Origin of the sequence: Streptococcus plurextorum DSM 22810, from assembly GCF_000423745.1 — a bacterium.
Lineage (GTDB): Bacteria > Bacillota > Bacilli > Lactobacillales > Streptococcaceae > Streptococcus > Streptococcus plurextorum.
Genome location: NZ_AUIO01000005.1, coordinates 103,530 through 128,943, shown reverse-complemented (window position 1 = coordinate 128,943; position 25,414 = coordinate 103,530). Strand labels below are relative to the sequence as shown.

At 40.6% G+C, this 25,414-nt stretch carries 31 protein-coding genes and 1 tRNA gene; 21 read left to right on the top strand and 11 right to left on the bottom strand.

Translation table 11 applies throughout. From position 1 onward, the window contains the following. Positions 1-33: 33 nt before the first annotated feature. The 15 genes from G575_RS0105620 (at position 34) to G575_RS0105550 (ending at position 10,521) form a co-directional block, all read left to right on the top strand. Positions 34-585 (top strand): LemA family protein, encoded by a 552-nt coding sequence (locus G575_RS0105620; RefSeq protein WP_027971862.1) that lies wholly within the window; start codon positions 34-36, stop codon positions 583-585. 14 nt (positions 586-599) lie between these two features. Next, complete coding sequence (gene htpX / locus G575_RS0105615) at positions 600-1,493, top strand: zinc metalloprotease HtpX (protein WP_027971861.1); 894 nt, start codon at positions 600-602, stop codon at positions 1,491-1,493. 59 nt (positions 1,494-1,552) lie between these two features. Next, on the top strand, positions 1,553-2,086 hold the full coding sequence (locus G575_RS0105610) for a DUF177 domain-containing protein (protein ID WP_027971860.1): 534 nt from the start codon (positions 1,553-1,555) through the stop codon (positions 2,084-2,086). Positions 2,087-2,224: 138 nt separating this feature from the next. After that, positions 2,225-2,920 (top strand): response regulator transcription factor, encoded by a 696-nt coding sequence (locus G575_RS0105605; protein ID WP_027971859.1) that lies wholly within the window; start codon positions 2,225-2,227, stop codon positions 2,918-2,920. Between the two features lie 10 nt (positions 2,921-2,930). Then, the gene (locus tag G575_RS0105600; protein ID WP_027971858.1) at positions 2,931-4,397 is read left to right on the top strand and encodes a HAMP domain-containing sensor histidine kinase; all 1,467 of its coding nucleotides are present in this window, start codon (positions 2,931-2,933) and stop codon (positions 4,395-4,397) included. Between the two features lie 182 nt (positions 4,398-4,579). Then, a complete protein-coding gene (gene rplK, locus G575_RS0105595; protein ID WP_027971857.1) occupies positions 4,580-5,005 on the top strand; it encodes a 50S ribosomal protein L11 in 426 nt (141 codons plus the stop codon). A 39-nt stretch (positions 5,006-5,044) separates the two neighbouring features. Continuing rightward, on the top strand, positions 5,045-5,734 hold the full coding sequence (gene rplA / locus G575_RS0105590; protein WP_027971856.1) for a 50S ribosomal protein L1: 690 nt from the start codon (positions 5,045-5,047) through the stop codon (positions 5,732-5,734). Positions 5,735-6,074: 340 nt separating this feature from the next. Next, complete coding sequence (locus G575_RS0105585) at positions 6,075-6,854, top strand: TatD family hydrolase (RefSeq protein ID WP_027971855.1); 780 nt, start codon at positions 6,075-6,077, stop codon at positions 6,852-6,854. Then, positions 6,838-7,404 carry a ribonuclease M5 gene (rnmV, locus tag G575_RS0105580; protein ID WP_027971854.1) on the top strand — a complete coding sequence of 189 codons (567 nt, stop codon included), beginning with the start codon at positions 6,838-6,840 and terminating at the stop codon, positions 7,402-7,404. The genes G575_RS0105585 and rnmV overlap by 17 nt, the downstream gene beginning before the upstream one ends. Then, a complete protein-coding gene (locus G575_RS0105575; RefSeq protein WP_027971853.1) occupies positions 7,397-7,852 on the top strand; it encodes an 8-oxo-dGTP diphosphatase in 456 nt (151 codons plus the stop codon). The genes rnmV and G575_RS0105575 overlap by 8 nt, the downstream gene beginning before the upstream one ends. 10 nt (positions 7,853-7,862) lie before the next feature. Beyond that, entirely contained in the window at positions 7,863-8,495 is a 633-nt protein-coding gene (locus G575_RS0105570; protein WP_037622736.1) for a tetratricopeptide repeat protein, read from the top strand. A gap of 11 nt (positions 8,496-8,506) precedes the next feature. Further along, entirely contained in the window at positions 8,507-9,382 is an 876-nt protein-coding gene (gene rsmA / locus G575_RS0105565) for a 16S rRNA (adenine(1518)-N(6)/adenine(1519)-N(6))-dimethyltransferase RsmA (protein WP_027971851.1), read from the top strand. Continuing rightward, positions 9,379-9,570: a hypothetical protein gene (locus G575_RS11195; RefSeq protein WP_037622734.1), complete on the top strand. Its 192-nt coding sequence runs from the start codon at positions 9,379-9,381 to the stop codon at positions 9,568-9,570. The genes rsmA and G575_RS11195 overlap by 4 nt, the downstream gene beginning before the upstream one ends. Before the next feature lie 208 nt (positions 9,571-9,778). Continuing rightward, on the top strand, positions 9,779-10,255 hold the full coding sequence (locus tag G575_RS0105555; RefSeq protein WP_027971850.1) for a hypothetical protein: 477 nt from the start codon (positions 9,779-9,781) through the stop codon (positions 10,253-10,255). 17 nt (positions 10,256-10,272) lie between these two features. Next, complete coding sequence (locus G575_RS0105550; RefSeq protein WP_027971849.1) at positions 10,273-10,521, top strand: hypothetical protein; 249 nt, start codon at positions 10,273-10,275, stop codon at positions 10,519-10,521. 503 nt (positions 10,522-11,024) lie between these two features. On the opposite strand, the gene G575_RS0105545 is transcribed toward G575_RS0105550, so the two are convergent. Next, positions 11,025-11,107 (bottom strand) — tRNA-Leu (locus G575_RS0105545). A gap of 243 nt (positions 11,108-11,350) precedes the next feature. Between G575_RS0105545 and G575_RS0105540 the strand changes: the two genes are divergently transcribed. Next, entirely contained in the window at positions 11,351-13,372 is a 2,022-nt protein-coding gene (locus tag G575_RS0105540) for a surface-anchored 5'-nucleotidase (RefSeq protein ID WP_027971848.1), read from the top strand. A gap of 43 nt (positions 13,373-13,415) precedes the next feature. Here G575_RS0105540 and aao read toward each other — a convergent pair whose 3' ends face one another. Beyond that, complete coding sequence (gene aao, locus G575_RS0105535) at positions 13,416-14,591, bottom strand: aminoacetone oxidase (RefSeq protein WP_027971847.1); 1,176 nt, start codon at positions 14,589-14,591, stop codon at positions 13,416-13,418. A gap of 77 nt (positions 14,592-14,668) precedes the next feature. On the opposite strand from aao, the gene G575_RS0105530 reads away from it, so the two are divergent. The 3 genes from G575_RS0105530 to G575_RS0105520 all read left to right on the top strand — a co-directional run bounded on the left by G575_RS0105530 (position 14,669) and on the right by G575_RS0105520 (position 16,704). Further along, positions 14,669-15,184: a DUF536 domain-containing protein gene (locus tag G575_RS0105530; RefSeq protein ID WP_027971846.1), complete on the top strand. Its 516-nt coding sequence runs from the start codon at positions 14,669-14,671 to the stop codon at positions 15,182-15,184. 46 nt (positions 15,185-15,230) lie between these two features. Continuing rightward, complete coding sequence (locus G575_RS0105525) at positions 15,231-15,818, top strand: 3'-5' exonuclease (protein WP_027971845.1); 588 nt, start codon at positions 15,231-15,233, stop codon at positions 15,816-15,818. A gap of 160 nt (positions 15,819-15,978) precedes the next feature. Continuing rightward, positions 15,979-16,704, top strand: a complete 726-nt coding sequence (locus G575_RS0105520) for a MerR family transcriptional regulator (RefSeq protein ID WP_027971844.1) — start codon at positions 15,979-15,981, stop codon at positions 16,702-16,704. A 56-nt stretch (positions 16,705-16,760) separates the two neighbouring features. Here G575_RS0105520 and G575_RS0105515 read toward each other — a convergent pair whose 3' ends face one another. Beyond that, positions 16,761-17,342: a xanthine phosphoribosyltransferase gene (locus G575_RS0105515; RefSeq protein ID WP_027971843.1), complete on the bottom strand. Its 582-nt coding sequence runs from the start codon at positions 17,340-17,342 to the stop codon at positions 16,761-16,763. A 221-nt stretch (positions 17,343-17,563) separates the two neighbouring features. Here G575_RS0105515 and G575_RS0105510 point away from each other — a divergent pair, with 221 nt between their 5' ends. Then, a complete protein-coding gene (locus G575_RS0105510; RefSeq protein ID WP_027971842.1) occupies positions 17,564-18,874 on the top strand; it encodes a nucleobase:cation symporter-2 family protein in 1,311 nt (436 codons plus the stop codon). Between the two features lie 49 nt (positions 18,875-18,923). Here the strand turns inward: G575_RS0105510 and G575_RS0105505 are convergent, their stop codons facing one another. From G575_RS0105505 to G575_RS0105475, 7 genes are all read right to left on the bottom strand, one after another. Next, positions 18,924-19,223, bottom strand: coding sequence for a YbaB/EbfC family nucleoid-associated protein (locus G575_RS0105505; protein ID WP_027971841.1), 300 nt, complete (start codon positions 19,221-19,223; stop codon positions 18,924-18,926). A 77-nt stretch (positions 19,224-19,300) separates the two neighbouring features. Further along, a complete protein-coding gene (locus tag G575_RS0105500; RefSeq protein ID WP_027971840.1) occupies positions 19,301-20,452 on the bottom strand; it encodes a site-specific integrase in 1,152 nt (383 codons plus the stop codon). Beyond that, positions 20,439-20,699 (bottom strand): DUF3173 family protein, encoded by a 261-nt coding sequence (locus tag G575_RS0105495; RefSeq protein WP_027971839.1) that lies wholly within the window; start codon positions 20,697-20,699, stop codon positions 20,439-20,441. The genes G575_RS0105500 and G575_RS0105495 overlap by 14 nt, the downstream gene beginning before the upstream one ends. Before the next feature lie 108 nt (positions 20,700-20,807). Beyond that, the gene (locus G575_RS0105490) at positions 20,808-21,998 is read right to left on the bottom strand and encodes a replication protein RepA (protein ID WP_027971838.1); all 1,191 of its coding nucleotides are present in this window, start codon (positions 21,996-21,998) and stop codon (positions 20,808-20,810) included. A gap of 129 nt (positions 21,999-22,127) precedes the next feature. Beyond that, positions 22,128-22,712 carry a hypothetical protein gene (locus tag G575_RS0105485; protein ID WP_027971837.1) on the bottom strand — a complete coding sequence of 195 codons (585 nt, stop codon included), beginning with the start codon at positions 22,710-22,712 and terminating at the stop codon, positions 22,128-22,130. Next, positions 22,709-23,887 carry an FtsK/SpoIIIE domain-containing protein gene (locus G575_RS0105480; RefSeq protein WP_027971836.1) on the bottom strand — a complete coding sequence of 393 codons (1,179 nt, stop codon included), beginning with the start codon at positions 23,885-23,887 and terminating at the stop codon, positions 22,709-22,711. Before G575_RS0105480 ends, G575_RS0105485 begins: the two co-directional genes overlap by 4 nt. 2 nt (positions 23,888-23,889) lie before the next feature. After that, positions 23,890-24,246 (bottom strand): hypothetical protein, encoded by a 357-nt coding sequence (locus G575_RS0105475; RefSeq protein WP_027971835.1) that lies wholly within the window; start codon positions 24,244-24,246, stop codon positions 23,890-23,892. A 185-nt stretch (positions 24,247-24,431) separates the two neighbouring features. Here G575_RS0105475 and G575_RS0105470 point away from each other — a divergent pair, with 185 nt between their 5' ends. Further along, positions 24,432-25,025, top strand: a complete 594-nt coding sequence (locus tag G575_RS0105470; protein ID WP_027971834.1) for a hypothetical protein — start codon at positions 24,432-24,434, stop codon at positions 25,023-25,025. Positions 25,026-25,046: 21 nt separating this feature from the next. On the opposite strand, the gene G575_RS0105465 is transcribed toward G575_RS0105470, so the two are convergent. Next, positions 25,047-25,394 carry a helix-turn-helix domain-containing protein gene (locus G575_RS0105465; RefSeq protein WP_027971833.1) on the bottom strand — a complete coding sequence of 116 codons (348 nt, stop codon included), beginning with the start codon at positions 25,392-25,394 and terminating at the stop codon, positions 25,047-25,049. Positions 25,395-25,414 lie beyond the last annotated feature (20 nt).

The window sequence follows — 25,414 nt, the reverse complement described above, 5'->3', positions numbered from 1 at the left end:
ATATAATAGAGCCAATAAGATTGGAGGAAACTTATGATTTGGATTATTCTTGCTCTTCTTGCCCTTGTAGTGATTTGGACAGTTGTTAGCTATAATGGGCTTATCAAAAGTCGTATGCAAACTCAGGAATCATGGAGCCAGATTGATGTACAGCTCAAACGCCGAAATGATTTGATTCCTAACTTGATTGAAACGGTCAAAGGCTATGCTAAGTACGAAGGTGATACTCTGGAAAAAATAGCAGAGCTACGCGCACAAGTTGCCAAGGCGCAATCACCAGCAGAAGCCATGCAAGCTTCGGATGCTTTAGGTAGACAGGTGGCTGGGATTTTCGCAGTTGCTGAAAATTACCCTGACTTGAAAGCAAATGCTAGCTTTGTAAAACTCCAAGATGAATTGACAAATACAGAAAATAAAATTTCTTATTCGCGTCAACTTTACAATAGCACGACAGCTAATTATAATATGAAGCTGCAAACCGTTCCAACTAACATCATTGCAGGTTTCTTTGGTTTTAAACCTAGTGATTTCTTGCAGGTTCCAGAAGAGGAAAAGGCAGTTCCAAAAGTTGATTTTAACTTTTAAAGATGAGGTAACGTATGCTTTTTGACCAAATTGCCAGAAATAAAAGACGAACAGTCTATCTTGTATTTGTCTTTTTTCTTCTTTTGGCGACTATCGGTGCAGCAGCGGGCTATCTTTTGGTAGGGAGTTTTGAGCTAGGTATTGTCATATCTTTGATACTAGGAATCATCTATGCCTTCAGCATGATTTTTCAGTCCACGAATGTCGTTATGTCTATGAATAATGCGCATGAAGTCACAGAAGCTGAAGCTCCTGAATATTATCATATTGTGGAAGATATGGCGATGGTAGCCCAGATCCCAATGCCACGAGTCTTTATCATTGACGACCCTTCTTTAAATGCATTTGCGACAGGGTCTAGCCCAGAAAATGCTGCAGTAGCTGCCACGACAGGTCTCCTACAAATCATGAATCGTGAGGAGTTAGAAGGGGTTATGGGGCACGAAGTTAGTCACATCAGAAATTATGATATCCGACTGGCTACGATTGCGGTTGCTTTAACTTCTGCCATTACCTTACTGTCTTCTATAGGGACTCGGTTTATGTTTTATGGAGGGGCAAGGCGGTCTCGTAGAGACTCGGATGATAATAGCGGAGCTGGGATTCTTGTTTTGATTTTCTCACTAGTGGCACTTGTTCTAGCTCCACTTGCAGCTACAATTATCCAATTGGCTATTTCACGTCAAAGGGAGTTTTTAGCAGATGCTGGTGCTGTTGAATTAACTAGAAATCCTCAAGGGATGATCAAGGCACTGGAAAAGCTGGACAACTCATCTGCGATGAGACGAGAAGTCGATAGTGCCAGTGCTGCCCTTTATATTGCTAATCCTAAAAAAGATCAGCTCAGTTCTCTTTTTAGGACCCATCCACCGATTGCGGATCGGATTAATCGATTAAAACAAATGTAAGAATCGTCTCTGAAAGACGATTTTTAACTGTCAACTCATTGAAAGGAAAGGTTGTTAACATGTTTAACATCAATGACATTAAAAAAAAATTAGAGGGCGTTGCTTTTGATTGCCCATTGGAAATAAAAACGGCACTTCTAGAACGTGAATCTGGCATCTTGGATGTTGCAAATGTGACAACAAAGGGACATATTAGTTATGAATCTGGCCTATATTTGCTCAACTACCAGCTAAATTACGATATTACCCTGCCTTCAAGTCGTTCGATGACCCCGGTAACCAAGTCTGAAAGCCTCACCGTAGAAGAAGTTTTTATTGAACATTCAGAGGTTGATAGTAAGTCTAATTTGGTTGAAGATGATCTTGTTTTGATTATTGAAGGTGAAGTCATTTCTCTCGAAGAAAGTGTCATTGACAATATCTTGTTAAACATACCATTACGCGTGCTGACTAAAGAAGAAGAACAAGACAATCACATGCCTTCAGGGCAATCTTGGTCAGTCATGACAGAAGAACAGTATCAAGCACAGTTGGAAGAGAAAAAATTAGAAAATAATCCGTTTTCGGGACTTGATGGTCTTTTTAAGGACTAGTTTGTTTCGTTTGATTGAGTAAAGTTTGTTGCGTAGATTTTCTCATCGTGCTATAATTTAGTCGCAGAAGCATTCAGAGAGAAGGTTCATGATCCCTTAATGCAATTTTGTATATCTAATGGATATAGTGAGGATATTATGGTAAAACGTATTTTAATTATAGAAGATGAAAAAAATTTGGCGCGTTTTGTGTCATTGGAACTGCAACATGAAGGATATGATGTGACGGTAGCTCATGATGGTCGAACAGGGTTAGATTTAGCGCTGACACATGATTATCAATTGATTTTACTGGACTTGATGCTTCCAGAAATGGATGGCTTTGAGGTGACTCGTCGCCTACAGCAAAAAGATAAGCACCCTTACATTATCATGATGACTGCTCGTGATTCGGTCATGGATGTCGTGACAGGGCTAGATCGTGGAGCTGATGGTTACTTGATTAAACCTTTTGCTATTGAAGAACTACTAGCACGTGTTCGTGCGGCCTTTCGTCGTCAGGATTTAGAAAACGATAAGCGTAAAGTCGCTCGTAAAGGTGGCACGAGTTTCCGAGATTTGAGCTTGGATCCGCAAAACCGTGCTGCCCTTAGAGGGGATCAGATTATTCCGCTGACTAAGCGAGAATATGACCTTTTAGAGGTATTGATGGAAAATACTAACCGTATCATGAGTCGTGAAGAACTTCTGAGCCATGTTTGGAAATATGATGAGGCATCAGAGACAAATGTTGTTGATGTTTATATCCGTTATATTCGTGGTAAGATTGATCTTCCAAGTAAGGAATCTTATATTCAAACGGTTCGCGGCAGAGGTTATGTCATCAGAAATTAAATAGCATCATATGTTTATATTTAAAAGATTATCGCTAGCAAAAAGAGTGATTTTTACCTTCTCTCTCCTATTTTTTCTAGCTTTTCTAGGGATTCTTTGTCTGTCTTATACTCTGACGACAGATCAGTTGTTAAGAACAGAAGAAAATAAGGTCGAGCAGGCCATTACAAATGTTACTGAACGCTTGAGCGTTGGTGAAGAGGCCTATTCTCTAGAGTCCTTGACAGAAGTCCTGTATCAGAATGCTATGACAGACGATATTCTGGAAGGTACGGATGGCTTATACCTTTTACGGACAGAGCGTGATGTAACCAACATGTTGTATTCCAATCAGGATCTCTACATTTATGACCTTGAGGGGAATGTTTTATTTACCACAGATGCCCACTCTGAAGGGGGAGGTCTGTCAAAGGAGTTTCTATCGCGGTCCTATCAAAAAGATGGTGAGCAAGGTCTTGTTTATGAGCAGGTCATTCTTTCAAAGCAAACAGGAGAAACCCTTGGCTATGTCAAAGTTTTTCATGATTTGACTTATTTTTACACTGTAAGGAATCGCCTGTTTTTCATTGTGCTTGGAGGGCAGCTGATTTTTACCATTTTAGTGGCTTGTGCACTTATTCGTATTGTACGACATTTCCTAAGTCCGATATCTACTCTTCATCGGGCGATGACAGAAATTGCGGATCGCCCAGAGGACTTGACCTTACGGACGAACATTAGCACTGGTGGCGAGATTGGTGAATTGTCTGTGATCTTTGATAGTATGCTTGATAAACTCGAGGAGCATGGACGCCTACAGTCTCAGTTTATCAGTGACGTCAGTCATGAATTGCGAACACCAGTAGCTGTGATTCAGGGACACTTGGGGCTTTTGCAGCGTTGGGGTAAAAATGATCCAGAGATACTCGATGAGAGCCTTAAGGCGAGTTACGATGAGGCCCATCGCATGTCAGTTATGATTAATGATATGTTGGATATGGTGCGGGTGAAGGGTTCTTTTGAAGAGCATCTAAAAGATACTGCAAATGTGGTCAAATCGGCTCAAACCGTTATTTCAAATTTTAAAGTGCTTAGACCTGATTTCACTTTTAAAGAAGATTATGAACAAGAGGGGCTCATTGCTCAATTTTATGCCAATCATTTAGAGCAAGCGATGACCATAATCTTGGATAATGCTGTTAAATACTCTCAAGAACATAAAGAGATTCATTTGAGTGTGACTCAGGGACAGGAAGCTATTATTCTTAAGATTCAGGATAGTGGTGAGGGGATTGGAGAAGAGGACTTGAAACACATCTTTGAACGATTCTATCGCACGGACAAATCTAGGAATAGAGTTTCTACAAAGGCGGGACTAGGCATTGGCTTGTCTATATTGAAGCAAATCGTCGATGCTTATAGTTGTCGGATGACTGTTGAGAGTGAGGTTGGTAAAGGAACAACCTTTATCCTCTATTTGCCGATAGCCAAAGGCTAGACACTATGGTAGCAGGAAGTAACTATTCCTGCTGTTTTTGATGAAAAATAGTCAAAATAAGGTATCAAAAAACTTGCATTTTTCCAGAAAGTCTGTATAATAGTTTAGGTATGCTAAGGCATATTTGTGGGAGGTAAAAATCTTTAATTACCGCCAAAACCACAATAGGAGGATTTTATATCATGGCTAAAAAAGTCGAAAAACTCGTAAAACTTCAAATTCCTGCAGGTAAAGCTACTCCAGCTCCACCGGTCGGACCAGCACTTGGTCAAGCAGGGATTAATATCATGGGATTCACTAAAGAGTTTAACGCTCGTACAGCTGATCAAGCTGGTTTGATCATCCCGGTTGTTATCTCAGTGTATGAAGATAAATCTTTCGATTTCATCTGTAAAACACCACCAGCTGCTGTTCTTTTGAAAAAAGCTGCAGGTGTTGAAAAAGGTTCAGGTACACCAAACAAAACAAAAGTTGCTTCAGTTACACGTGCGCAAGTACAACAAATCGCTGAAACAAAAATGCCTGACTTGAACGCTGCAAACCTTGAGTCTGCAATGCGTATGATCGAAGGTACTGCTCGTTCTATGGGATTCACTGTTACTGACTAAGTAGCACCCAAGATTATCTGATTACAAGGAGACATAAAAATGGCTAAAAAAAGCAAAAACTTGCGTGCTGCTCTTGAAAAAATCGACAGCACAAAACTTTACAGCGTAGAAGAAGCTGTTGCTCTTGCAAAAGAAACTAACTTCGCTAAATTTGATGCGTCAGTTGAAGTTGCTTACAACTTGAACATCGACGTTCGTAAAGCAGACCAACAAATCCGTGGTGCAATGGTATTGCCAAACGGTACTGGTAAAACTGCTCGCGTTCTTGTTTTCGCACGTGGTGCAAAAGCAGAAGAAGCAAAAGCTGCGGGTGCAGACTTTGTTGGTGAAGATGACCTCGTTGCTAAAATCAACGGTGGTTGGATGGACTTCGACGTTGTTATTGCAACTCCAGACATGATGGCAGTTGTAGGACGTCTTGGACGTGTCCTTGGTCCACGTAACTTGATGCCAAACCCTAAAACTGGTACTGTAACAATGGATGTTGCAAAAGCAGTTGAAGAGTCTAAAGGTGGTAAAATCACTTACCGTGCTGACAAAGCAGGTATCGTACAGGCTCTTATCGGTAAAGTATCATTTGACGCAGACAAACTCGTTGAAAACTTCAAAGCTTTCCACGATGTAATGGCTAAAGCTAAACCAGCTACAGCTAAAGGTACTTACATGACTTCTGTATCAATCACAACAACACAAGGTGTTGGTATCAAGGTTGATCCTAGCTCACTTTAATAAATAGATGCCTCGGTTTTTCAGAGGTCTAGATTGAAGAAAAGTCTACTTTGGACAATTTCTTCAATCTTTTTTTGTTATCAACATCAAAAAGCTTTTAACTATTGGATGGAATGTGTTCCTGAGGAGTCTTGTTTACGGGGTATGTCTGCATAATAACCACGGATTTTTTTGCAGTTCTAATGTCGGATATGTGGAGATTTCAGATTTCCGGTTTACCATGTTACAATGCTTTGCTGTATTTCACTACAGTGCTTGACTCCTTGCTTTAAAAGTAACCTGATAGACGATCAAAGATAGAGAAGTGACAGATTTTACCGCTTTCTGATATAATGGTTTTATGAATATTTTTGATACCCATACCCACCTCAACGTCGAGCAGTTTGACGGTCGGGTCCAAGAAGAATTAGATTTTGCCAAGGAGATGGGGGTCACTCTCCACAACGTTGTCGGTTTTGACCGAGCCACCATTGACAAGGCTATGGAGCTTTCTGATCAGCATCCTGAAATCTATCTGACTTTAGGTTGGCATCCGACGGAGGCTGGCACCTATGACGAGGAAGTAGAACGTTATCTACTCAAGGCTCTTAAACATCCCAAGGTCATTGCCCTGGGGGAGATTGGGCTGGATTACTACTGGATGACGGCGGATAAGGAAACCCAGGCCCGTGTCTTCAAGCGGCAAATGGAGCTAGCCAAGCAGTTGGATTTGCCCTTTGTGGTACACACCCGTGACGCTCTGGAAGATACCTATCAGATCATCAAGGAAGTCGGCGTCGGTCCGCGTGGTGGCATCATGCACTCCTTCTCTGGCACGCTGGAGGAGGCTCAGGCCTTCATGGACCTGGGCATGCACATCTCCTTCTCGGGAGTCGTAACCTTCAAGAAAGCTGTCGAACTTCAGGAAGCGGCGCAAGCATTGCCCCTAGAAAAAATCCTGGTCGAGACAGATGCACCCTACCTGGCCCCAGTTCCCAAGCGTGGTCGGGAAAATCGCACCGGCTACACCAGATATGTAGTGGAAATGCTGGCCCAGCTTCGCAACCAGTCGGTCGAAGAAGTGGCGAGAGCGACCTACGAGAATGCAAGGAGCTTGTTCAGAATTGACTCAGAAAATTAAGATACAAGAAGTCCTCGTTGTCGAGGGAAAGGACGATACGGCAAACTTGAAGCGGTTTTACGAGGTGGATACCTACGAAACCAGAGGCTCTGCCATATCAGACGATGACTTGGAACGCATCGAGAAACTCCATGACCTGCGGGGCGTCATCGTCTTCACCGACCCAGACTACAATGGGGAGCGAATTCGGAAGATCATTATGCAGGCCATTCCCACGGTCAAACACGCCTTCTTACAGCGGGACGAGGCTACCCCCAAGTCCAAAACAAAAGGGCGGTCCTTGGGCATCGAGCACGCCAACTTTGAAGACTTGGAAAAGGCCCTAGCAGGCCTGCGTGGTCATTACGATGACGAAAATAACTTTGACATTAGCAAGTCAGACCTGATTCGCCTAGGATTGCTGATGGGGGGCGACAGCCGCAAGCGGAGGGAACATCTGGGAGAACGCTTGCGCATCGGCTACTGTAACGGCAAACAACTCCTCAAACGATTGGAATTGTTTGGAATAAGCTTGGCAGAGGTTGAGGAGGCGATGGGGGAGTATGAGTAGAACGGAACAAGTTATCCTAACCAATATGTGCATGATTACAGACAATCAGCGGGTGTTGGTCCAGGATAGGAAGTCAGAGAAGTGGTCTGGTGTGACTTTTCCTGGGGGCCATGTTGAACGTGGCGAGAGTATCATTTCCTCCGTCATCCGTGAAGTCAAAGAAGAAACAGGCTTGACGATATCCAATCTCGAACTCTGTGGCATTCAAAACTGGACGGATCCTACTGATCACTATCGCTATTTGGTATTTTGCTATAAAACCAGTCAGTTTTCAGGAGTTCTCCAATCTTCTGATGAGGGAGAAGTCTTCTGGATTGACCGTGCAGAATTGAAGAATCTCCAATTTGCTGACGGCTTTGAAACCATGCTGGAAATCTTTGAACAGCCACAGCTGACGGAGAATTTTTACTGGTTTGAAGACGGCGAGTGGAAGGTGGAGAATAAGTGAGGAGAGCTATATGAGTAATACTATAGACAAGGCATGGGAATTCTTTTTTGAAGGGAGGGTGGCAGAAGCCAAGCAGCTGCTTGAGAAAGAGCATCAAGCTGAAACTTGTTTGGATTATGCTGGTCTCAATTTATTTGCCTACCTTTATCTTGAGGAAGAAAACTTTGATAAAGCCTTACTAGCCTGCCAACGCTATATTCAATTAGCTAGAAATGAAAAGAATACTGAACAAGAACATATCGGTTTGCACCAGCTTGCCATGGTCTATCGGAGTCAAGGTAACTTTAAGAAGGCTTTGGAGTTAATTGAGGAAGAGGCTAAGTTGCTATCGGCTGATTTTTCAGAAGATAAATTGAAATGGTCTGTTAATGAGTATGAGCAAGGTTATTTACGATTGCAACTAGGAGAGCTAGAATCTGCTCTGCATTTTATGAAACGAAGTTTAGAGAATGCTTTGATGACAGACGACCTCATTGCTCAAGCCTGTGCTTATCGAGGACTGGGTGAAATTTATGCAACAAATACAGCAACTACCCTAGCTGAACAAGCTTTTGAACAGTCTATTACTGCTTTTGAGGAAGCAGGAGATGATATTGGGGCGAACGAAGTTAGAGAATTGATGGCTACCTATCAAATAATTTAGAAAGAACACACATGAGAATCGCAGACAAAAACGTTACTCGTGCCGTCCTTGAACGCCACGGGTTTACCTTTAAGAAATCCTTCGGTCAGAACTTTTTGACCGATACCAATATTTTACAGAAGATTGTGGACACGGCTGAGATTGATCGGAATGTCAATGTTATTGAGATTGGGCCTGGAATCGGGGCCTTGACCGAGTTTTTGGCAGAGAGTGCTGCTGAGGTCATGGCCTTTGAGATTGATGACCGCCTGATTCCGATTTTGGCGGACACCTTGGGTCGCTTTGACAATGTGACCGTGGTCAACCAAGATATCCTCAAGACCGACCTGCAGACCCAGATTCAGAACTTCAAGAATCCAGATCTGCCGATTAAGGTCGTGGCCAACCTGCCCTACTACATCACCACCCCTATCCTCATGCACCTGATTGAGAGCAAGATTCCCTTCAGCGAGTTCGTGGTCATGATGCAGCGGGAGGTGGCCGACCGCATTTCTGCCGAGCCAAACACCAAGGCTTACGGCAGCCTGTCCATTGCGGTCCAGTACTACATGACTGCCAGGGTGGCTTTCATCGTGCCTCGCACTGTCTTTGTACCCGCACCAAACGTGGACTCCGCCATTCTCAAAATGGTCCGTCGCGAGCAGCCCTTGGTGAGCGTCAAGGACGAAGATTTCTTCTTCCGGGTGTCCAAGGCCAGCTTTGTGCACCGCCGCAAGACCCTGTGGAACAACCTGACCAACCATTTCGGCAAATCCGAAGAAGTCAAGGACAAGCTGACGCAGGCGCTTGGCATGGCAGAGCTAGAAGCCAGTGTCCGTGGAGAAGCACTTTCCATGGCTGACTTTGCCCGTCTGTCTGACAGCCTCCAGGAAACAGGTTTAGCATGAAACTATCGCAGGCAGTCAATCGATTAGCCCAGTTTTGTGGGCCGCGGAATCTGTCTTCCTTGACAATACGAGCTCTCCAAGCAGAGCAAGGACTAGAACAAGTAGATGTTCTAGTCTTTTTTGGTGGATCCATTCTAGCAGGTGGTGACCAGTTAGCACTGGCAATCCAATCAGTGATAGGTCTTTAAATCAGAAATAAGAAGGACAACTAATAGCTAACTATCAAAAAATAGTCCTTTGTTTAGTATTGATAGTTGCTTTAAACCTTAAAAATGTGTAAAATAGCGATGAGCTGAACATTTAAAATGTCTAACAGCGTCATTAGCAACAATAATACTAGGAGTTAATATCCTACCGGCAACCGTAGTAGCTGCGCAAACATTTGGGAATCCTGTGGTGGCGCTCACTTCAGAAACCAAACTTGATAACTTACTAACAGAGGTGACCTTAGATGCCCAGCTCATTGACAGTTATGTCGACTTTGATGAGGTGACAGAAGTTTATCAGATTACAGATGCCGAACGCCAGCAATTAGAAACCACACTGTCCTTCTCATTAGCTAATTCAAAAGTGCAAAATCGGGCGGGTGGTGTTTACACAAGTGTTAATTATGGTAGTTTTAAAAAGTCATCGCTTGCCAATGTTATAAGTATTTTAACGATGAAATTTGTACCGCTTAGTGCGGTGGCGGCGTTAGCATCGGTCTTTTTCTCAGAATCAAGTTATGATACGATTTATTATACTTACATTCAGAGTAGCTGGAGTGACCATAATGGATTTCATGTTAGAGTTACAGTGAAATTCTATCGTGATGCGGGACGTCGTAGCTACATCACAGAGACAACTTTCAATAGGACTTATGTCAATGATTAGAAAGTGAGGTGAGAGCCTTGGCCAATACCCAAAAGCTTTACCGTCTTGATCAGATACTGAATGGCCTTGTTGCTGTTTACTTACTAGTAGATGGTTATTATCGTTTTTCGGATATGATTGATTTGACGATTTTCACGATAATTTCGTTGATGAGCTGGGGAGGTATGATATTATATTTCAAATGGCAGATAAAATCTTGGCTCTTCTGGCTATTTCTCCTAATGGGAAATTATGTATTTCTTGTCTTGTATCTGAAAACGCATTGAAGTAGAGGCGATATATCGTCTCTCAGATTGGAGAAAAAGTTCTTTTAATACTTTTCTTAAGTGGTGCGGACGGTAGCGACTTCCTTCTTAATGCCATACCTCATTTTTGAGCCTAAGGTCTCAAAAATTCCTGGTGGCGGAAATACTAGTAATCACGCCGCTTTCACCAGGTCGAAAAGTATCTGATGAGACTCGCTTTCGCTCGCAAAAACGGCAACCCTATCACAAACTAGCAGAGCTTTTCAGTTTATTTAAACGGAAAATAACGTTTGTCTACGTTCTAAGAGGCGATATACCGTCTCTTTTTTAGGTGGCGATTTTGATTGACTGGAAATCATGCTACTTAGTTCGTTCGGTGTTTGCCGAAATGTTGCAAATTTGGACTTTACAAAATCTTTTTTTGAAGAGATAGAAGATATAGCAAAAATGGAACCGCACCCTAACAGTTAGACGAGAAAATCTAACCGTTGGGGTGCGATTCAAATCTGGGCTTGATTCTAATATGCGGAGGAAGGGATTTGAACCCTCACACCCGTACGGGCACATGCGCCTGAAGCATGCGTGTCTGCCGTTCCACCACCTCCGCAAAGGCTAATCTCATCATACACAAAACAAGGAGATTTTACAAGAGGATTTGTGACATGTCTGTTTTTTTATTTTCGTATTTTTGAAAAATTTTAGGAAAATAAGGAGGCTCAATGAAATGAAAACGGATAGAAAACGAATATTTTTTTAGGTATTTTCACATTTAGATTGAATTTTATCAAAAAAAAGATTATTATATAAGAGTCGGAACATGACAAAAAAATTAAGGAGCTATGCTTATATTATGAAAAAGAAACTGATTCTGAAAAGCAGTATTTTGGCTGTTGCTGCGGGCCTTAGTGTGGCAGCGTCTCAAACCATTCAGGCAGATGAATTGGCGATTCAGATTATGGGAGTCAATGATTTCCATGGTGCGCTTGATACAACTGGTACAGCTCGCCTAGAAGGTGAAACTGTTCGTAATGCAGGGACGGCGGCTTTGCTTGATAGTTACATGGATGACTCTCAAAAAGAATTTGAAACAGAAGCGGCTGCTACAGGTACTCCTACAGATACCATTCGTGTCCAGGCAGGAGATATGGTTGGAGCAAGTCCTGCGAATTCTGGTCTTCTTCAGGATGAACCTACTGTAAAAGTCTTTAATGAAATGGGCTTTGAGTATGGAACGCTTGGAAATCATGAGTTTGATGAAGGGCTTGATGAATACAACCGCATCATGACAGGGCAAGCTCCAACACCAGGAAAATTTAATGAGATTGTGGATAACTACACTCATGAAGCATCTACTCAAAAGATTGTCATTGCAAACGTTGTGGATAAAGTGACAGGTGCGATTCCTAATGGATGGGAACCTTATGAAATTAAGGAAATTCCAGTCAATGACAAAGTCGCTAAGATCGGTTTTATCGGAGTTGTCACTACAGAAATTCCGAACCTCGTCTTGAAACAGAATTATGAGCAATACAATTTCTTGAACGAAGCTGAAACAATCGCTAAATATGCGCGTGAGTTAAACGATAAAGGGGTTAAAGCCATTGTTGTTTTGGCGCACGTTCCTTCGACAAGTAAAGAGGGTATTGCATCAGGAGAAGCAGCTGATATGATGGCTAAAGTGAATGAACTTTACCCAGAAAACTCAGTAGATATTGTTTTTGCAGGTCATAACCATGTCTATACAAATGGTACTGTCGGAACAACCTTGATTGTTCAATCAACTTCTCAAGGTAAAGCATACGTAGATGCCCGTGCGGTTTATGAGACAGATATTGCAGACTTTAAAGCTGTACCAACAGCAAAAGTCATCGCCGTTGCTCCAGGTGTTAAAACACCAAACGCTAATGTTCAAGCTATTGTCGATGAAGCTAACACTATCGTGAAGCAAGTGACAGATCAAAAAATTGCAACGGCAGCAGAAGCGAGCGATATCTCACGTGACGTCAATGAATTGAAAGAGAGCGCAGTTGGTAACCTCGTAACAAGTGCTCAATTAGCTATTGCTAAAAAATCTGGTTATGATGTTGATTTTGCGATGACCAATAATGGCGGTATTCGTGCAGACTTGAAAGTACAAGCTGATGGTAGCATTACTTGGGGTGCGGCACAAGCTGTTCAACCATTTGGTAACATCCTTCAAGTGGTGGAAATGACAGGTGAACAAATTTACACAGCTCTTAATCAACAATATGACCAAAAAGAAGCTTATTTCCTTCAAATGTCAGGAATCAAGTATATTTACACCAAAGCTGACAACCCAACTGAAGAAAACCCATATAAAGTAGCTAAAGCTTTCAAAGCGGACGGTACACCAATTGAGCAGAATGCCACTTATAAAGTGTTAATCAATGACTTCCTCTTTGGTGGAGGTGACGGCTTCTCAATCTTTAAAGAAGCTAAGTTGATTGGTGCTATTGACCCAGATACGGAAGTATTTGTTGAATACTTGACTGATTTAGAAAAATCAGGACAAAAAGTAGCTGCAGGAATTGAAGGTAAGAAGACATTCGTGGAAAATTACACTGAGCCGACTCCTGCTCCAACACCAACACCAACTCCAAATCCGGTACCAACACCGACACCAACTCCAGTTCCAACTCCAGTTCCAACGCCAGTACCGGCACCGACTTCTACTAAAGCTCCAAAAGAAACAGAACCAAGTCGTTCGACAGCTGCTTCTGAAGCAAAAGAAGAAACAGGTGATAAGATTCTTCCGAAAACTGGAGATGCTTCAATCCACTCACTTCTCTTTAGCATGAGCGGTCTTGCTGCAGTCAGTCTTGCAGGCTACTTGAAGCGTAAAGAAAACTAATCAATGAGAAAAGGGCACATCATAGATGTGCCTTTTTTTGGTATTATGACAGATGCAAACTACCAGCAACCCATCCAGAACATAAGGCAGATGTGATGTTAAAACCACCTGTATGAGCGTTGATGTCAAGCACTTCGCCAGCGAAATGAAGGCCGGAAACTTTTTTACTCTCCAGTGTTTTAGGATTGATTTCTTTCAAATCAACACCGCCTTTTGTCACAAAGGATTTTGAAAGATTCATCTTACCCGTAACGGCAATCGCAAATTGCTTCAGTTTTGTAATCAGCTCATCTTGCTCCGTTGGGTTCAATTGCTTGATTTTTTCAGGGTAGTCTTGTACAAGGAAGTCTGCGACACGCTCAGGTAGCAGTGTTTTTAAGGTGTTTTTGACCGATTTTTCACGATTTTCTTGGAAGATACGAAGTAAGCCCTCAGACCCAATGTGTGGAAGAAAATCAAGATAGATCGTCTCGCCTCCCTTGATGAAAGAGGACATGCGAAGGGCGGCAGGCCCAGATAAGCCAAAGTGAGTAAAGAGCAAGTCATGCGTGATAACATGTTTCTTGTAGCTTAATGTGACTTCGTCTAAAGAAATCCCTTGTAGCGCCTTATGGGGGAAATCTGTCAATAAAGGACTTTCAGCAGCTTCAAGCTCTGTAACCCTGAGTTTGAAATGTCTAGCAATATCATGTCCAAAACCTGTTGAACCAGTCGAAGGGTAGGATTTTCCGCCTGTTGTAACAATTAGCTGATGACAGGTGAGTTCCTGATTGGCTGATTTGACATGGAAGAGGTCGTTGATTTTTTTGACGGATACCACTTCAAATTGAGTTTTAATCTGTCCACCGAGTTCTCGAATTTTATGTTCCAATGTGTCGATGATGCTTTTGGATTTATCGGTTACAGGAAACATGCGGCCATGATCTTCGACTTTTAATGCGCAACCATTTTCCTCAAAAAAACGGATAATATCGTGGTTATCAAATTGGGAAAAAACGCTGTAAAGGAAGCGACCGTTTCCAGGGATTCCCTCGAGGAGATCTTCTAGGCTACCGTTGTTAGTAACGTTACAGCGCCCTCCGCCAGTCCCTGCTAGTTTTTTTCCTAGCCGTTTGTTTTTCTCTAGCAAAAGTGTTTTTTTGCCATAGTAGCTTGAGGAGATGGTAGCCATCATACCAGCAGGTCCACCTCCGATTACAATTGTATCATAATGTGTCATAGCGATATTGTAGCATAAATTGACATAAAATGCCTGATATGTTACCATTTATAGTATAGAAATCAAAGGATGAGATTATGCATATTGAAAAAACAGTCAGTGAACTAGCTGAGATTTTAGGGGTTAGTCGTCAGGCGATTAACAACCGTGTCAAAACCTTGCCTGCAGAAGATATTGAAAAAAATGACAAGGGTGTGACCGTTGTTAAGCGTAGTGGTCTGATCAAACTTGAAAAAATCTACAAAAAAACTATTTTTGAGGATGAGCCAGTTAGCGAAGAGGTTAAGCACCGCGAACTTTTGGAAATCCTAGTGGATGAAAAAAATTCTGAAATCACTCGTCTTTTTGAGCAACTAAAATCTAAAGATGAACAGCTAGCAGCTAAAGACGAGCAACTTCGTGTCAAAGATATTCAGATTGCTGAAAAAGATAAACAACTTGATCAGCAACAGCAACTAACCTTGGCTGCCATGAAAGACAAGGAAACGCTACGCTTAGAGTTAGAAGAAGCTAAAGCCGAAGTTGAGGAAATTCAGACCAAGTCAAATGATGCTAGCAAAGGTTTCTTTGCTCGTCTATTTGGTGGAAAATAAAAGCTGATCAAGCCCCTTGGGGCTTTTTGTCTATCAGGGAGGTAAGATGGAGAATTTACAAGCTTATGTAGCTTTTGATATTGAGTTTAACACGGTCGATGAGGTTAGTCATATCATTCAATTATCTGCGGTTGAATTTATAGACCACAAAGAAGTTGACAGTTTTGACACTTACGTTTATACAGATGTGCCCTTACAGTCGTTTATCAACGGTTTGACGGGGATTACGGCGGAAAAAATTGCTAGCGCGCCAAAGGTAACAGAAGTGATGGCTGATTTTGCGACTTTTGTAGGAGATTTACCGCTAGTCGGCTATAATGCTGGCAAGTCTGATTTGCCCATTCTTGCGGAAAATGGTCTGGAGTTGTCGGAACAGTATAAGATAGATCTTTACGATGAGGCTTTTGAACGCCGTTCGACAGATCTCAATGGGATTATCAACCTTAAATTAACGAGTGTAGCGGATTTTCTTGGCATCAAAGGCCGTGGGCATAATAGCTTGGAAGATGCCCGCATGACAGCCTTGGTCTATGAGACTTTTCTTGAATTAGATGACAACAAGTCCTATTTGGACCAACAAGAAGAAAACCACGGGGATAATCCCTTTGCCGCTTTAGGGGGATGGTTTGATTGACAGGTCTGTCAAGTTAGGAATGTGTGATTAAAAAAAATCCCCTTAGGTCAGGGCTTGCATGTGACGCTAGGTCACTTTGTATAATGACTGTGAACAAAGGCAAATCAGGTGCACATGGTTTGATCTTTGTCTCATCTTATACAGAAAGAAGGTGTAGAAAATGTCTGAGACTTATTCGACAGGTGAGTTAGCAAAGTTAGCTGGAGTCTCTGTCCGAACGGTTCAGTATTACGACCAACGTGGTCTTCTTGTGCCGTCTGAGTTGACTGAGGGAGGCCGACGTATTTACAGCGCTAGCGATTTGCAGGAGCTGAGAATCATTTGTTTTCTGAGAGAGATGGATTTTTCTATAGAGCAGATTAAAAAGCTCTTGGCGGAGGAAAATGCAGGCGCTGTACTTGACATGCTCTTACAAAATCATGTTTCAAGCCTGAAAGCTGAGATTGTCCAACAGAAGGTCAAACTTGACACAACTGTCAATTTACTTGACAGTTTAAAAGCTTATCAGAACTACTCACTGGCGAATTTGGCAGACTTTTCAATGACAATGAAAAATCAAAACTCTTGGCGTCGTTTACAGATTAAGATGTGGGCAAGCATTATTTTCGCGGTTTGTGCCTATGCTTTAGCCATTTGGTTATCGACTTATCTTGAAACAGTTTGGCTAGCTTATGTGGCGATGGCTCTTTTTCTTCCAGGCTTTAGTTGGTTGGTGGTGTATTTTAGGAAACAGTTTATCTATCTCTGCCCTAATTGCCATAACACTTTTGAGCCCTCTTTTAAGGAGTTTGCCTTAGCTGGACACACCCCGCGTACTCGCAAATTGACCTGTCCACATTGTCAGGTCAAATCCTACTGTCTAGAATTGGCAAAGGAAAAGCACTAGATAGTTGCTCTCAATCAAAAGGGAAATGCCAATCTGGCATTTCCCTTTTCATCGTATTAATAATCTGCTGGGGCAAAAATCACTTGCCCATTTTCAAACTGATCAATTCTTGCAAGCGAAGTGACAGGCACTCCCATATCTTCCAGGAGTTTACGGCCATCTTGGAAGGATTTCTCAATGACAATACCGACACCGATAACTTGAGCGCCAGCTTGTCGGATAATTTCAATCAAGCCTTTGGCAGCTTGACCGTTGGCTAGAAAGTCATCTACGATGAGTACCTTATCGTCAGGGGATAAGAACTTACCAGCAATAGAGACTGTCGATGTGACTTGCTTGGTAAAGGAATAGACTTCTGCTGTTAAGATACCTTCTGTCATGGTGATGTTTTTATGCTTTTTGGCAAAAATCATAGGGACATCCAAGCTCTCTGCCACGTAGACAGCAGGTGCGATTCCAGAAGCTTCAATGGTAACGACCTTTGTAATTCCCCTACTGCGGTAAGCATCTGCCAAAACAGTCCCAATATTTTTCATCAGCTTGTAGTCGATTTGATGGGTCAGAAAGGAGTCAACTTTTAAAATAGTCTCTCCTAAAACATTGCCATCTTTTCGTATGCGCTCTTCTAGTTCTTTCATGATACGGGCTCCTTTTTAAGGTTTTTCTCTTATTTTAGCATTAAACCAGAGTTTTTTCAAACAAAAGACGAACAAACACTCGCAATTCTGAAAGTTTTAGGTAGATTTTCGCAAAAATTACGAATAAATTCTCAATTTTATATAGAATTGTTAGCGTTAAACTTGAAAAGGAGGGGTGATTTTGCTAAAATGGTGACGTATTAAAAAAAAAAGAGGTGTTTATGTCTAAAGAACCGATAATCGCATCACAAACAGAAATGCTCTATGGCCTCAATGATAAGCCGCCAGTTGGCGTAGCTATTTTGCTGGCGCTCCAGCATATTTTAGCAGCTTTTGCAGGCATCATTGCAGTCCCATTGGTTGTTGGGAATGCTCTAGGTCTCCCTGTTGCAGATACTTCTATCATGGTTTCAGCGGCGATTTTTGTTGCAGGGGTGACAACAGTTCTCCAGTCAAAAGGCATTGGCCCTATCGGAGCTAGGGTATCTGGTATGATGGGGACTGACTTTACTTTTGCCAATCCAGCTATTAGTGTGGGGAGTCAATTTGGCTTATCAGGAGTTGTTGGAGCGACAATTGCAGGGGCATTAGTTGAAATCCTACTGAGCCGTTTCATTAAGCCTCTCATGCGTTTTTTCCCACCTCTAATCACAGGGACAGTTGTTTCCTTAATTGGGATTACCCTGCTTCCTGTCAGCATGGACTGGGCAGCTGGTGGTTCTGGAGCGGCAGATTACGCTTCTATTGAGAATATCGTTATTGCCCTTGTTGTCATGATTTTCACTCTGGCTCTTAATTACTATGGCAAAGGCATGGTGGCGACAGCATCTGTCTTTTGGGGGATGGTTTTTGGGTATATTCTCTGTATCATTTTAGGTAAGGTGGATATGACTGCCGTGGCAGATGCTTCGTGGTTTGCTCTGCCAAAAATTTTCCACTACGGCGTCAGGTTTGATTTGTCTTCTATCTTGGCTTTTGTGCCAGCTTATGTGGTGTCTTTGATTGGAACAGTCGGGATTGTTATGGCTATTGGAGAAGCATCACATGAAAAAATCTCGTCTGAGCGTGCTGCTAATGGGGTTCTTGCAGATGGGGTTGGTTCTTTAATTGCTGGTGTCTTCGGCGCAGGGCCAAATACAGCTTTCTCACAAAACGTTGGCTTGATTACCTTGACTAAAGTTGCCAGTCGTCAAGTCATGATTCTTGCTGGTCTTATTCTGGCATTTCTTGGCGTTTTTCCAAAATTATCTGCTCTTATTTCAATCATGCCTCAGCCAGTTTTGGGCGGTGTGGGTGTGATCATGTTTGGCTTGGTGGCAGCGCAAGGAATCAAGACTCTTGCCGCGATAAAAATCGGTGACCGGGAGCTTTTAATCATTTCCGTGGCCTTTGCTCTAGGCATTGGAGTGACGGTTAGACCTGAACTATTGAATCATTTACCATCTGCCTTTCGTATGGTCTTCTCATCGGGCATCTCAACAGGCACCTTGGTGGCTTTGATTTTGAACATAGCCCTTAAAGAGAAAAAATAATCAAAAAAGGAAATTCAACGAATTTCCTTTTTGCATTTTCACTGTGTAATTAAAATGGCAATTTACCTGCAAAAGCCCCCATCGTTTTTTTGGTTGCCTCATCAATTTGATGGAGGGCATCATTTATGGCTTGTGCGGTCATGTCTGCTAATGTATCGACGTCGTCTGGAACAACGACAGCTGGGTTGAAAGTCAGTTGAGTGACTTTTTTATCGCCCGTTAATTCAGCAATGACAAGCTCTTGTGCAGATTTACCGGTAAAGGTTGTTGCGGCAAGTTCGGCTTGTTTTGTTTCCATTTGTTTTTGCATTTTTTGAGCCTGTTTCATCAGGTTTTGCATATTCATCATAAGATTTTTAAGATTCCTTTCGTACCAAGGGGTTAGACCTTGTTTGTAAATTTTCGTTGCCTTATTTTGTCTTATTGTTAAAAATTTTCAAAGGCAGAAGCAATTTCTTTTTGTTGGGTTGGAAATAAATGCGAGTATACATTTATTGTAGTGTTGATTGAGGAATGACCTAATCGTTTCATCAGTGTAAAGAAGATATAGTCTTTACCTTCTCCGTTGCGTAAGCCTTGAGATACCAAGAAAGCAGCGTGTGAATGTCTGAAATCGTGGTTGCGAATTAATTTAAGATTTTTAGGCATGCGTTTCTTAAACATCACTCTAAAATTAGAGACATTTGGACCAGTCACTACTTCTGGAGTTGATTGAAAAATTTGTAGGCTACTTGGATTATCCGTAAATTCATGTAGTAGCTTGTGCTGCTTTTCTTTCCAATCTTTTAGTTCTTCTACAAAAGAACTATGAATGTAAATTCTACGATTGGATTGTGTGGTTTTAACTGTACCGATATGGACTTGACCTTTGCGATAGTAAGCAGAGTATTTAACATCAATATAACTTTCTTCCAGGTTGACCTGATCCCAAGTTAGAGCTAATGCTTCGCCAATACGCATGCCAGTAAACATTAGCACACGATACAAGAGCTGAAAAGAATATTCATTCTCTTCAAAAAGTGAATCAAACTGTTTGAACTGCTCAGGGGTATAGTACGCCATTTCTTTATGTTGCTGTGGTAATCGTCTCAATCCATTGCAAGGATTATCTTGTCGAATACGATTGGCAATTGCAACATCAAACATTTTATGGACAAAAATCATTTGTTGATTAACATGAGAGTTAGTAAGTGTTCCACCTTTTACACTAGGTTGGCTTTTAAGCCAATTTCTATATTCTTTGATGTCCGTGACGGAAACAGCTCGCATGTCCGCATTCTTGAAGTATTTGGACATATATACTCGATAGTAAGATTCTTGACTATCTATTGTCCCACGTTTATTGCCTCGAAGCTCATCTTCTTCTTTAACGAGTGAGTATAGATAGGAAACAGAAACTTTATCTTTGTGAGTGACTTGATGTAGCTTATTGATACGATAATCTGCCTCATATCGTTCAGCTTCTTTGCGTGTTTTAAAATCTGTTTTTCTGTGACGTTTTTGTTCGCCAGTTACGGCATCATAACCGTCGCTAATATCCACCTTCCATTTTTTATTTTGTTGTCTAGTTACTGCCATTTGAAACTCCTTTTTCAAGAGCAGTATCTTCTCGTACGTTAGTAATTATATCATGTTTTGGAGATAACTCAAAACCAAGAATGTCTTCGATAGTCTTGATTGGGACTCGTCCGATTCGTTTGTTCTTGTACCATGAAAAACCATCCGCAGCAAGTTTTGATTTTGCTTCTCTTATTAATTTTTGAGATTGTGAACTTGAATATCCTGTTAATTGCATTACTTTTTCTTTATCTACTAAAATAATCATTGTTAATATCTCGCTTTCATTCATTTAAAAAGTATGAGATAATAGCAACAGAGATAGTATCTATTGCTATTTCTGCTTACTTAGTCTGCTATGTTTGCTTTGGTCGGTTTAACTAGCAGGCTTTTCTTTATAATCATAATCATTTATTTTTTTGTTGTTTTGATGATATTGGCTACACAGATTATCAAAATCAACTTTTGAATTTGTAAGTTTGATGTACTCTTCTGTTGTCATTGTTAATGTTTTGAATTGATTATCCTCAGTCTTAAAATGATACACAATGGTATGAATACGCCGGTAAAGTTGGTCAATTGGGTCGTATTTACGTTTTTTGTCAGGAACTAATATTTTATAAATTTGATTAGGAGTGAAGATGCTAGAAATATGAACAGTATCCCAAAGAGCATAGATGTTACTATAACGTGCATGGACTTGATTGGGATACACATCCAGCAGTTTCAAAAATGTTTGATAGTCAATATCGCCTTTAAATTCGTCCATAAATAGAATGGGTTCGCCTGCGTAAGTGTCTAGTCCACCAGTACCATAATCTGATAATACATAGACGCTATCTTTCCCAAATGTTTTTTTCAATTGAATCTGGTGGTTGCTCTTGCCACTACCTGGACCCCCCATGTGCCAATAGACTTTCATATCCTTTGTCAATGGTGCATTCTCTACCTGCATTTGGTAATAGTGTTCTTTAATCATCTTAGAAAATTTTCGATAAGATAGATTTTGGCGCATAATTTGTTCAGGAGTTAAACCAGCCTCAAGAAGCTCTTGAATAGTTTGTAAGTCAGTACGTTTGCCTTGCTGATTGGCTTCGATGATACCATGGTTAACCATTGGAATAACAGTTGTGTGTGATTTTTCTTCATGTTTGCCACTTTTGTTTAAGTATGCAATGACTTGTTCACGACTGCCTCGAGTTAATTCCACATGAATTGTGGGATAAAGTTTTTGGATAGCTGAAAAGCGTGTTTGATTTTTGGCTTCTAAAATAAGGTGCGCATGGTGGTTACCGTTGTCTCCGATTTCGTAATTTACAGCAGCGGCACGTGTCTCTTCCTTACCGTCTATCCACAAATAAATGAGATGATTGACAATATCTTCTTCAGAATATGATTTATTTGGGTCAAGATTGGCACGAAATGCTTTGACTAATTTGCGAGTTTCATCTGAATATTTTTGATTGTCATCAAACGACTTATCATTGAGATTGAAGAGTTTATCGATGTTGTTCAATGTGCAACAGAATGAGCTTGCTTTGAATTGTGAATTGAGGTCTTTAGACATTAAAATGTTCTCCGTATAATAATTTGTCTTGTCTTTGAAGTGGCTAAAGGGTAATACTGACCTTTAGCCACAAATAGAACGTTTTGGTGCTGGTTGGCTTGCTTGCCTTCAGCAGCAGCCACCGCACCGTTATTTTTTTCTTATTGCCGTTGATTTGAAGACACGTCCATTAGCTAACCTAATGAAATCGCTAAATAAATAGCTATCATCTAACTGATTTAATTCTCGCTTTAATTGAGGCAACAATTCCTCCATTATTCGATAACTCTCGCTATTCGATGGTAGCTTCCATAGAGCAATTGCATGTTTTTCATAATAAACAACTACCAATGTTAATATTGAATGATTTGCTTTTTTTATGATTAGTTGCTTTGTATTCAGATAACGCATAGATTCTTCAAAAGTGGGCTCTACATTGATTTGAGTACAATATCGCCTGATTTTCCATGTAGCGATATAAGATTTGATGCTATTGCTGAAATAATCAAACTCTGCATTACGATTTCCAAACTCAATAATCACAGTAAAGAAAAACAAAGTAGCTGAAAGTATCATACCCAAACGAAGTACAAAAATGAAAAATACAATCGCTAAAATTGTGCTAAGATTCATCTGAACAATCAAGAACGAAGTTAGTCGCTCAACAAATGTCGTTGCTAGTAGCGTGATGATTGAAAAATTGATAAGATTATATTTGTTAAAGTAATGTTTCATGAGACATAGTCCTTTCGATTATAAGTAGGAGTTAGTAGTGGCATAATGTGGGTCTGATGTTTGCTGTCAGTAAATTTGATAATGCCTGTACCGATACCAGAAGGAACAACAATATTTGAAACATCAGTGTTCGGTAATAGAAATTGGCAGGTATTTGCGTTGACTTCTCCTAATATACATACGCAATTTAGCTGTTCACGAACAGCTGTGTTTCCGCCGAAAGCATTTGCATCAAAGCGTTGGCTTAGCAAAACAAGGCTGATTTGTGTTTGACGACCTAGCAATGCGATTGTACCTAAGAGTTGTGAAAAGGCTTCACGAGCCTGTTTTGAGCTTCCTTGTACCAATGCTAACAGTTCATCAATGACCACATAAATGCGTTCAAATTTCTTGTCAGGTTGTTTTAATAGGATTTCCTGACGTGAATATAGTTTAATTATGACACTACTTAATACCTCATTGGCTTCTGTAATAAAACTATTAAGATTTGCTCCTTGTGTTGGTGCAAAGACCTCTAACCCTAATTTCTTCCCTAAAATATAAATATCAGAAAGTTTTGGGTCTATGCAGATGATTTGATTTGTAAACTTTTTCATACATAAGATAAGATATCGAACAAAGCTAGATTTACCAGACCCTGACGCTCCCGAAATAGCTAGATGTACCACGTTATTCATATCTAAATTAATTCCGTTGACACCGTTTGCCATCAATGGAATACAATTATCAGAAACACGTTCATTGATGAAACGCTTAATGTCTTTGATTTGTAAACGACTAGGAACACCGTCCATCCATGGGAAAAAGAATGCACGTGCTTGATTAGGATTATCAGTATCGTAAGGAACAAAATATGCGTTATTCTGAGGTAATAACGTCTTGAAAGGATAAAGAATACCTGCACAAATTGCATACAGTTTAAAATAAAGTTGATTGTTAATAGGGTAACTTACAGGAAGATTTGGAATGAATAACATACCACTATCATTGCTTAAAACTTTAATGTCAAAGGAATTAAGATAGGAAGATTCATCATTGATATCAAGAGCATTGTTTAAGTTGCGTAAAATAAATTGTGCTAAAGAATATCTATCTTTACCAAATTCAGCTACATCAGGGATTTTAGCCCCTGATGTTTGTTGCTGATTTTGGTCTTTGTTAACCAAAAATGCCATAATTACTTACCTTTCTTAATTGCTGTGGCTCGGAAATACACTTGACCGTAATTATTTTCGTAAGCCTCTAACCCTTCAAATGTGACGGTATCGCCAATCTCGAACCCGCTTAGGTCGGGCTTGTTTTCTGGAAGAAACTTAATCCTGAACGGATTCTGACTATCTGTTGCAACATAAACATGATATGCTTGTACATTTTGTGTACGTTTCATCTTTTCTTTGCCGTTGACAATGTCGCCAGTTTTGATAAATTCAAACTGGTCTTCAACTTGTTTGCCGACAAGTTTGACCACTTCGCCATCCAAAAGTTGTTGTGCGAGGTTACTGCTGTAACCACTTGTTTTCTTGTAAAATGCCATAATGGGCACCTCCTAAAAAAATAAAATATTTGAAGCATAGCCTTTGGGGCGATTACTTCATGATTCAATTCTAACATCATGCAACTCATTAGTATATAAAAATGTTCTTAGATAGTTGACTTTAAAGCTCTCACGGTATATAATAACATTGTTACGGTATACATTTTAAAGAAAGGAATTTCAAGATGATTGAATTGAAAGTAAAAACTCTCCCAGATTTTATCGAAGAAATGATACAAAAGTATAAAATTCCAGAAACGCAAAATATCCGAAAAACATTACGTGCAAAATTTTTGAGAGAATTATTAGGTATGCATGAGTGGGAGAAGGCAGGATATAGAACAGTTGGTCGTAATAGAACTAAGGTTTTTCAATTTGAAGTCCTTGAAAGGTTAGAGACGAGGTGTCAGAATTATCTTGTGAGAAAGAGTGGTTTTGACCTAGCGAAATTTAAAAATTATAAACAAAGATTAAGTGAAGCCCGCCCCTACGAAGATATAACAGAAGATACGATAAAGAGTATAGAAGAGAAAACAGCTTTTCGAACGTGGGTAGGCTCAATCTCAAAAGCAGAAATTCATGAAGTTATGCTCAAAGCATTATTTGAAAAATTCTTCACGCCAATTGATATTAAACAGTGGCAAGAAGATAGCGATTTTTTGACAATAGTTGATGCAGATGATGATAGGCGATTAGATTTTGAATATTATAAAGCGTTAGAACGTTACAATTCTTACAATAAATCAGCATATTATCAGGAGAGAAAATCAGAAGAATAGAAGAACCGCTAGGAATTAATCTTAGCGGTTTGGTTTATCTTTGACAGTTTTTATAAGAAGTTGGAAGGCATCTAAGAGCTGGTCTTGGCTTTCTTTGGGAAGTAGGGCTAATTGGTTTGCTAACATTTCAAGTTGTGGATTTTGGGGATTTATACGACTTTCAAAGAGTTCTGATGGTGTAACATCCAAACCCTTGAGGATTTTCTCTAGTGTATCAATCTTAATGTTAGATCCCTTTGTTTCAAGGTTTGAAATATAATCAATACCTACACCTGCGTTTTCACTCAATTTTTGCTGACTTAGACCTTTTTCTTTACGAATGGTGCGTATTCTACGCCCTAAATAATCTTGTAACTGGATAGATTTCATTTGACACCTCATAATTAAAT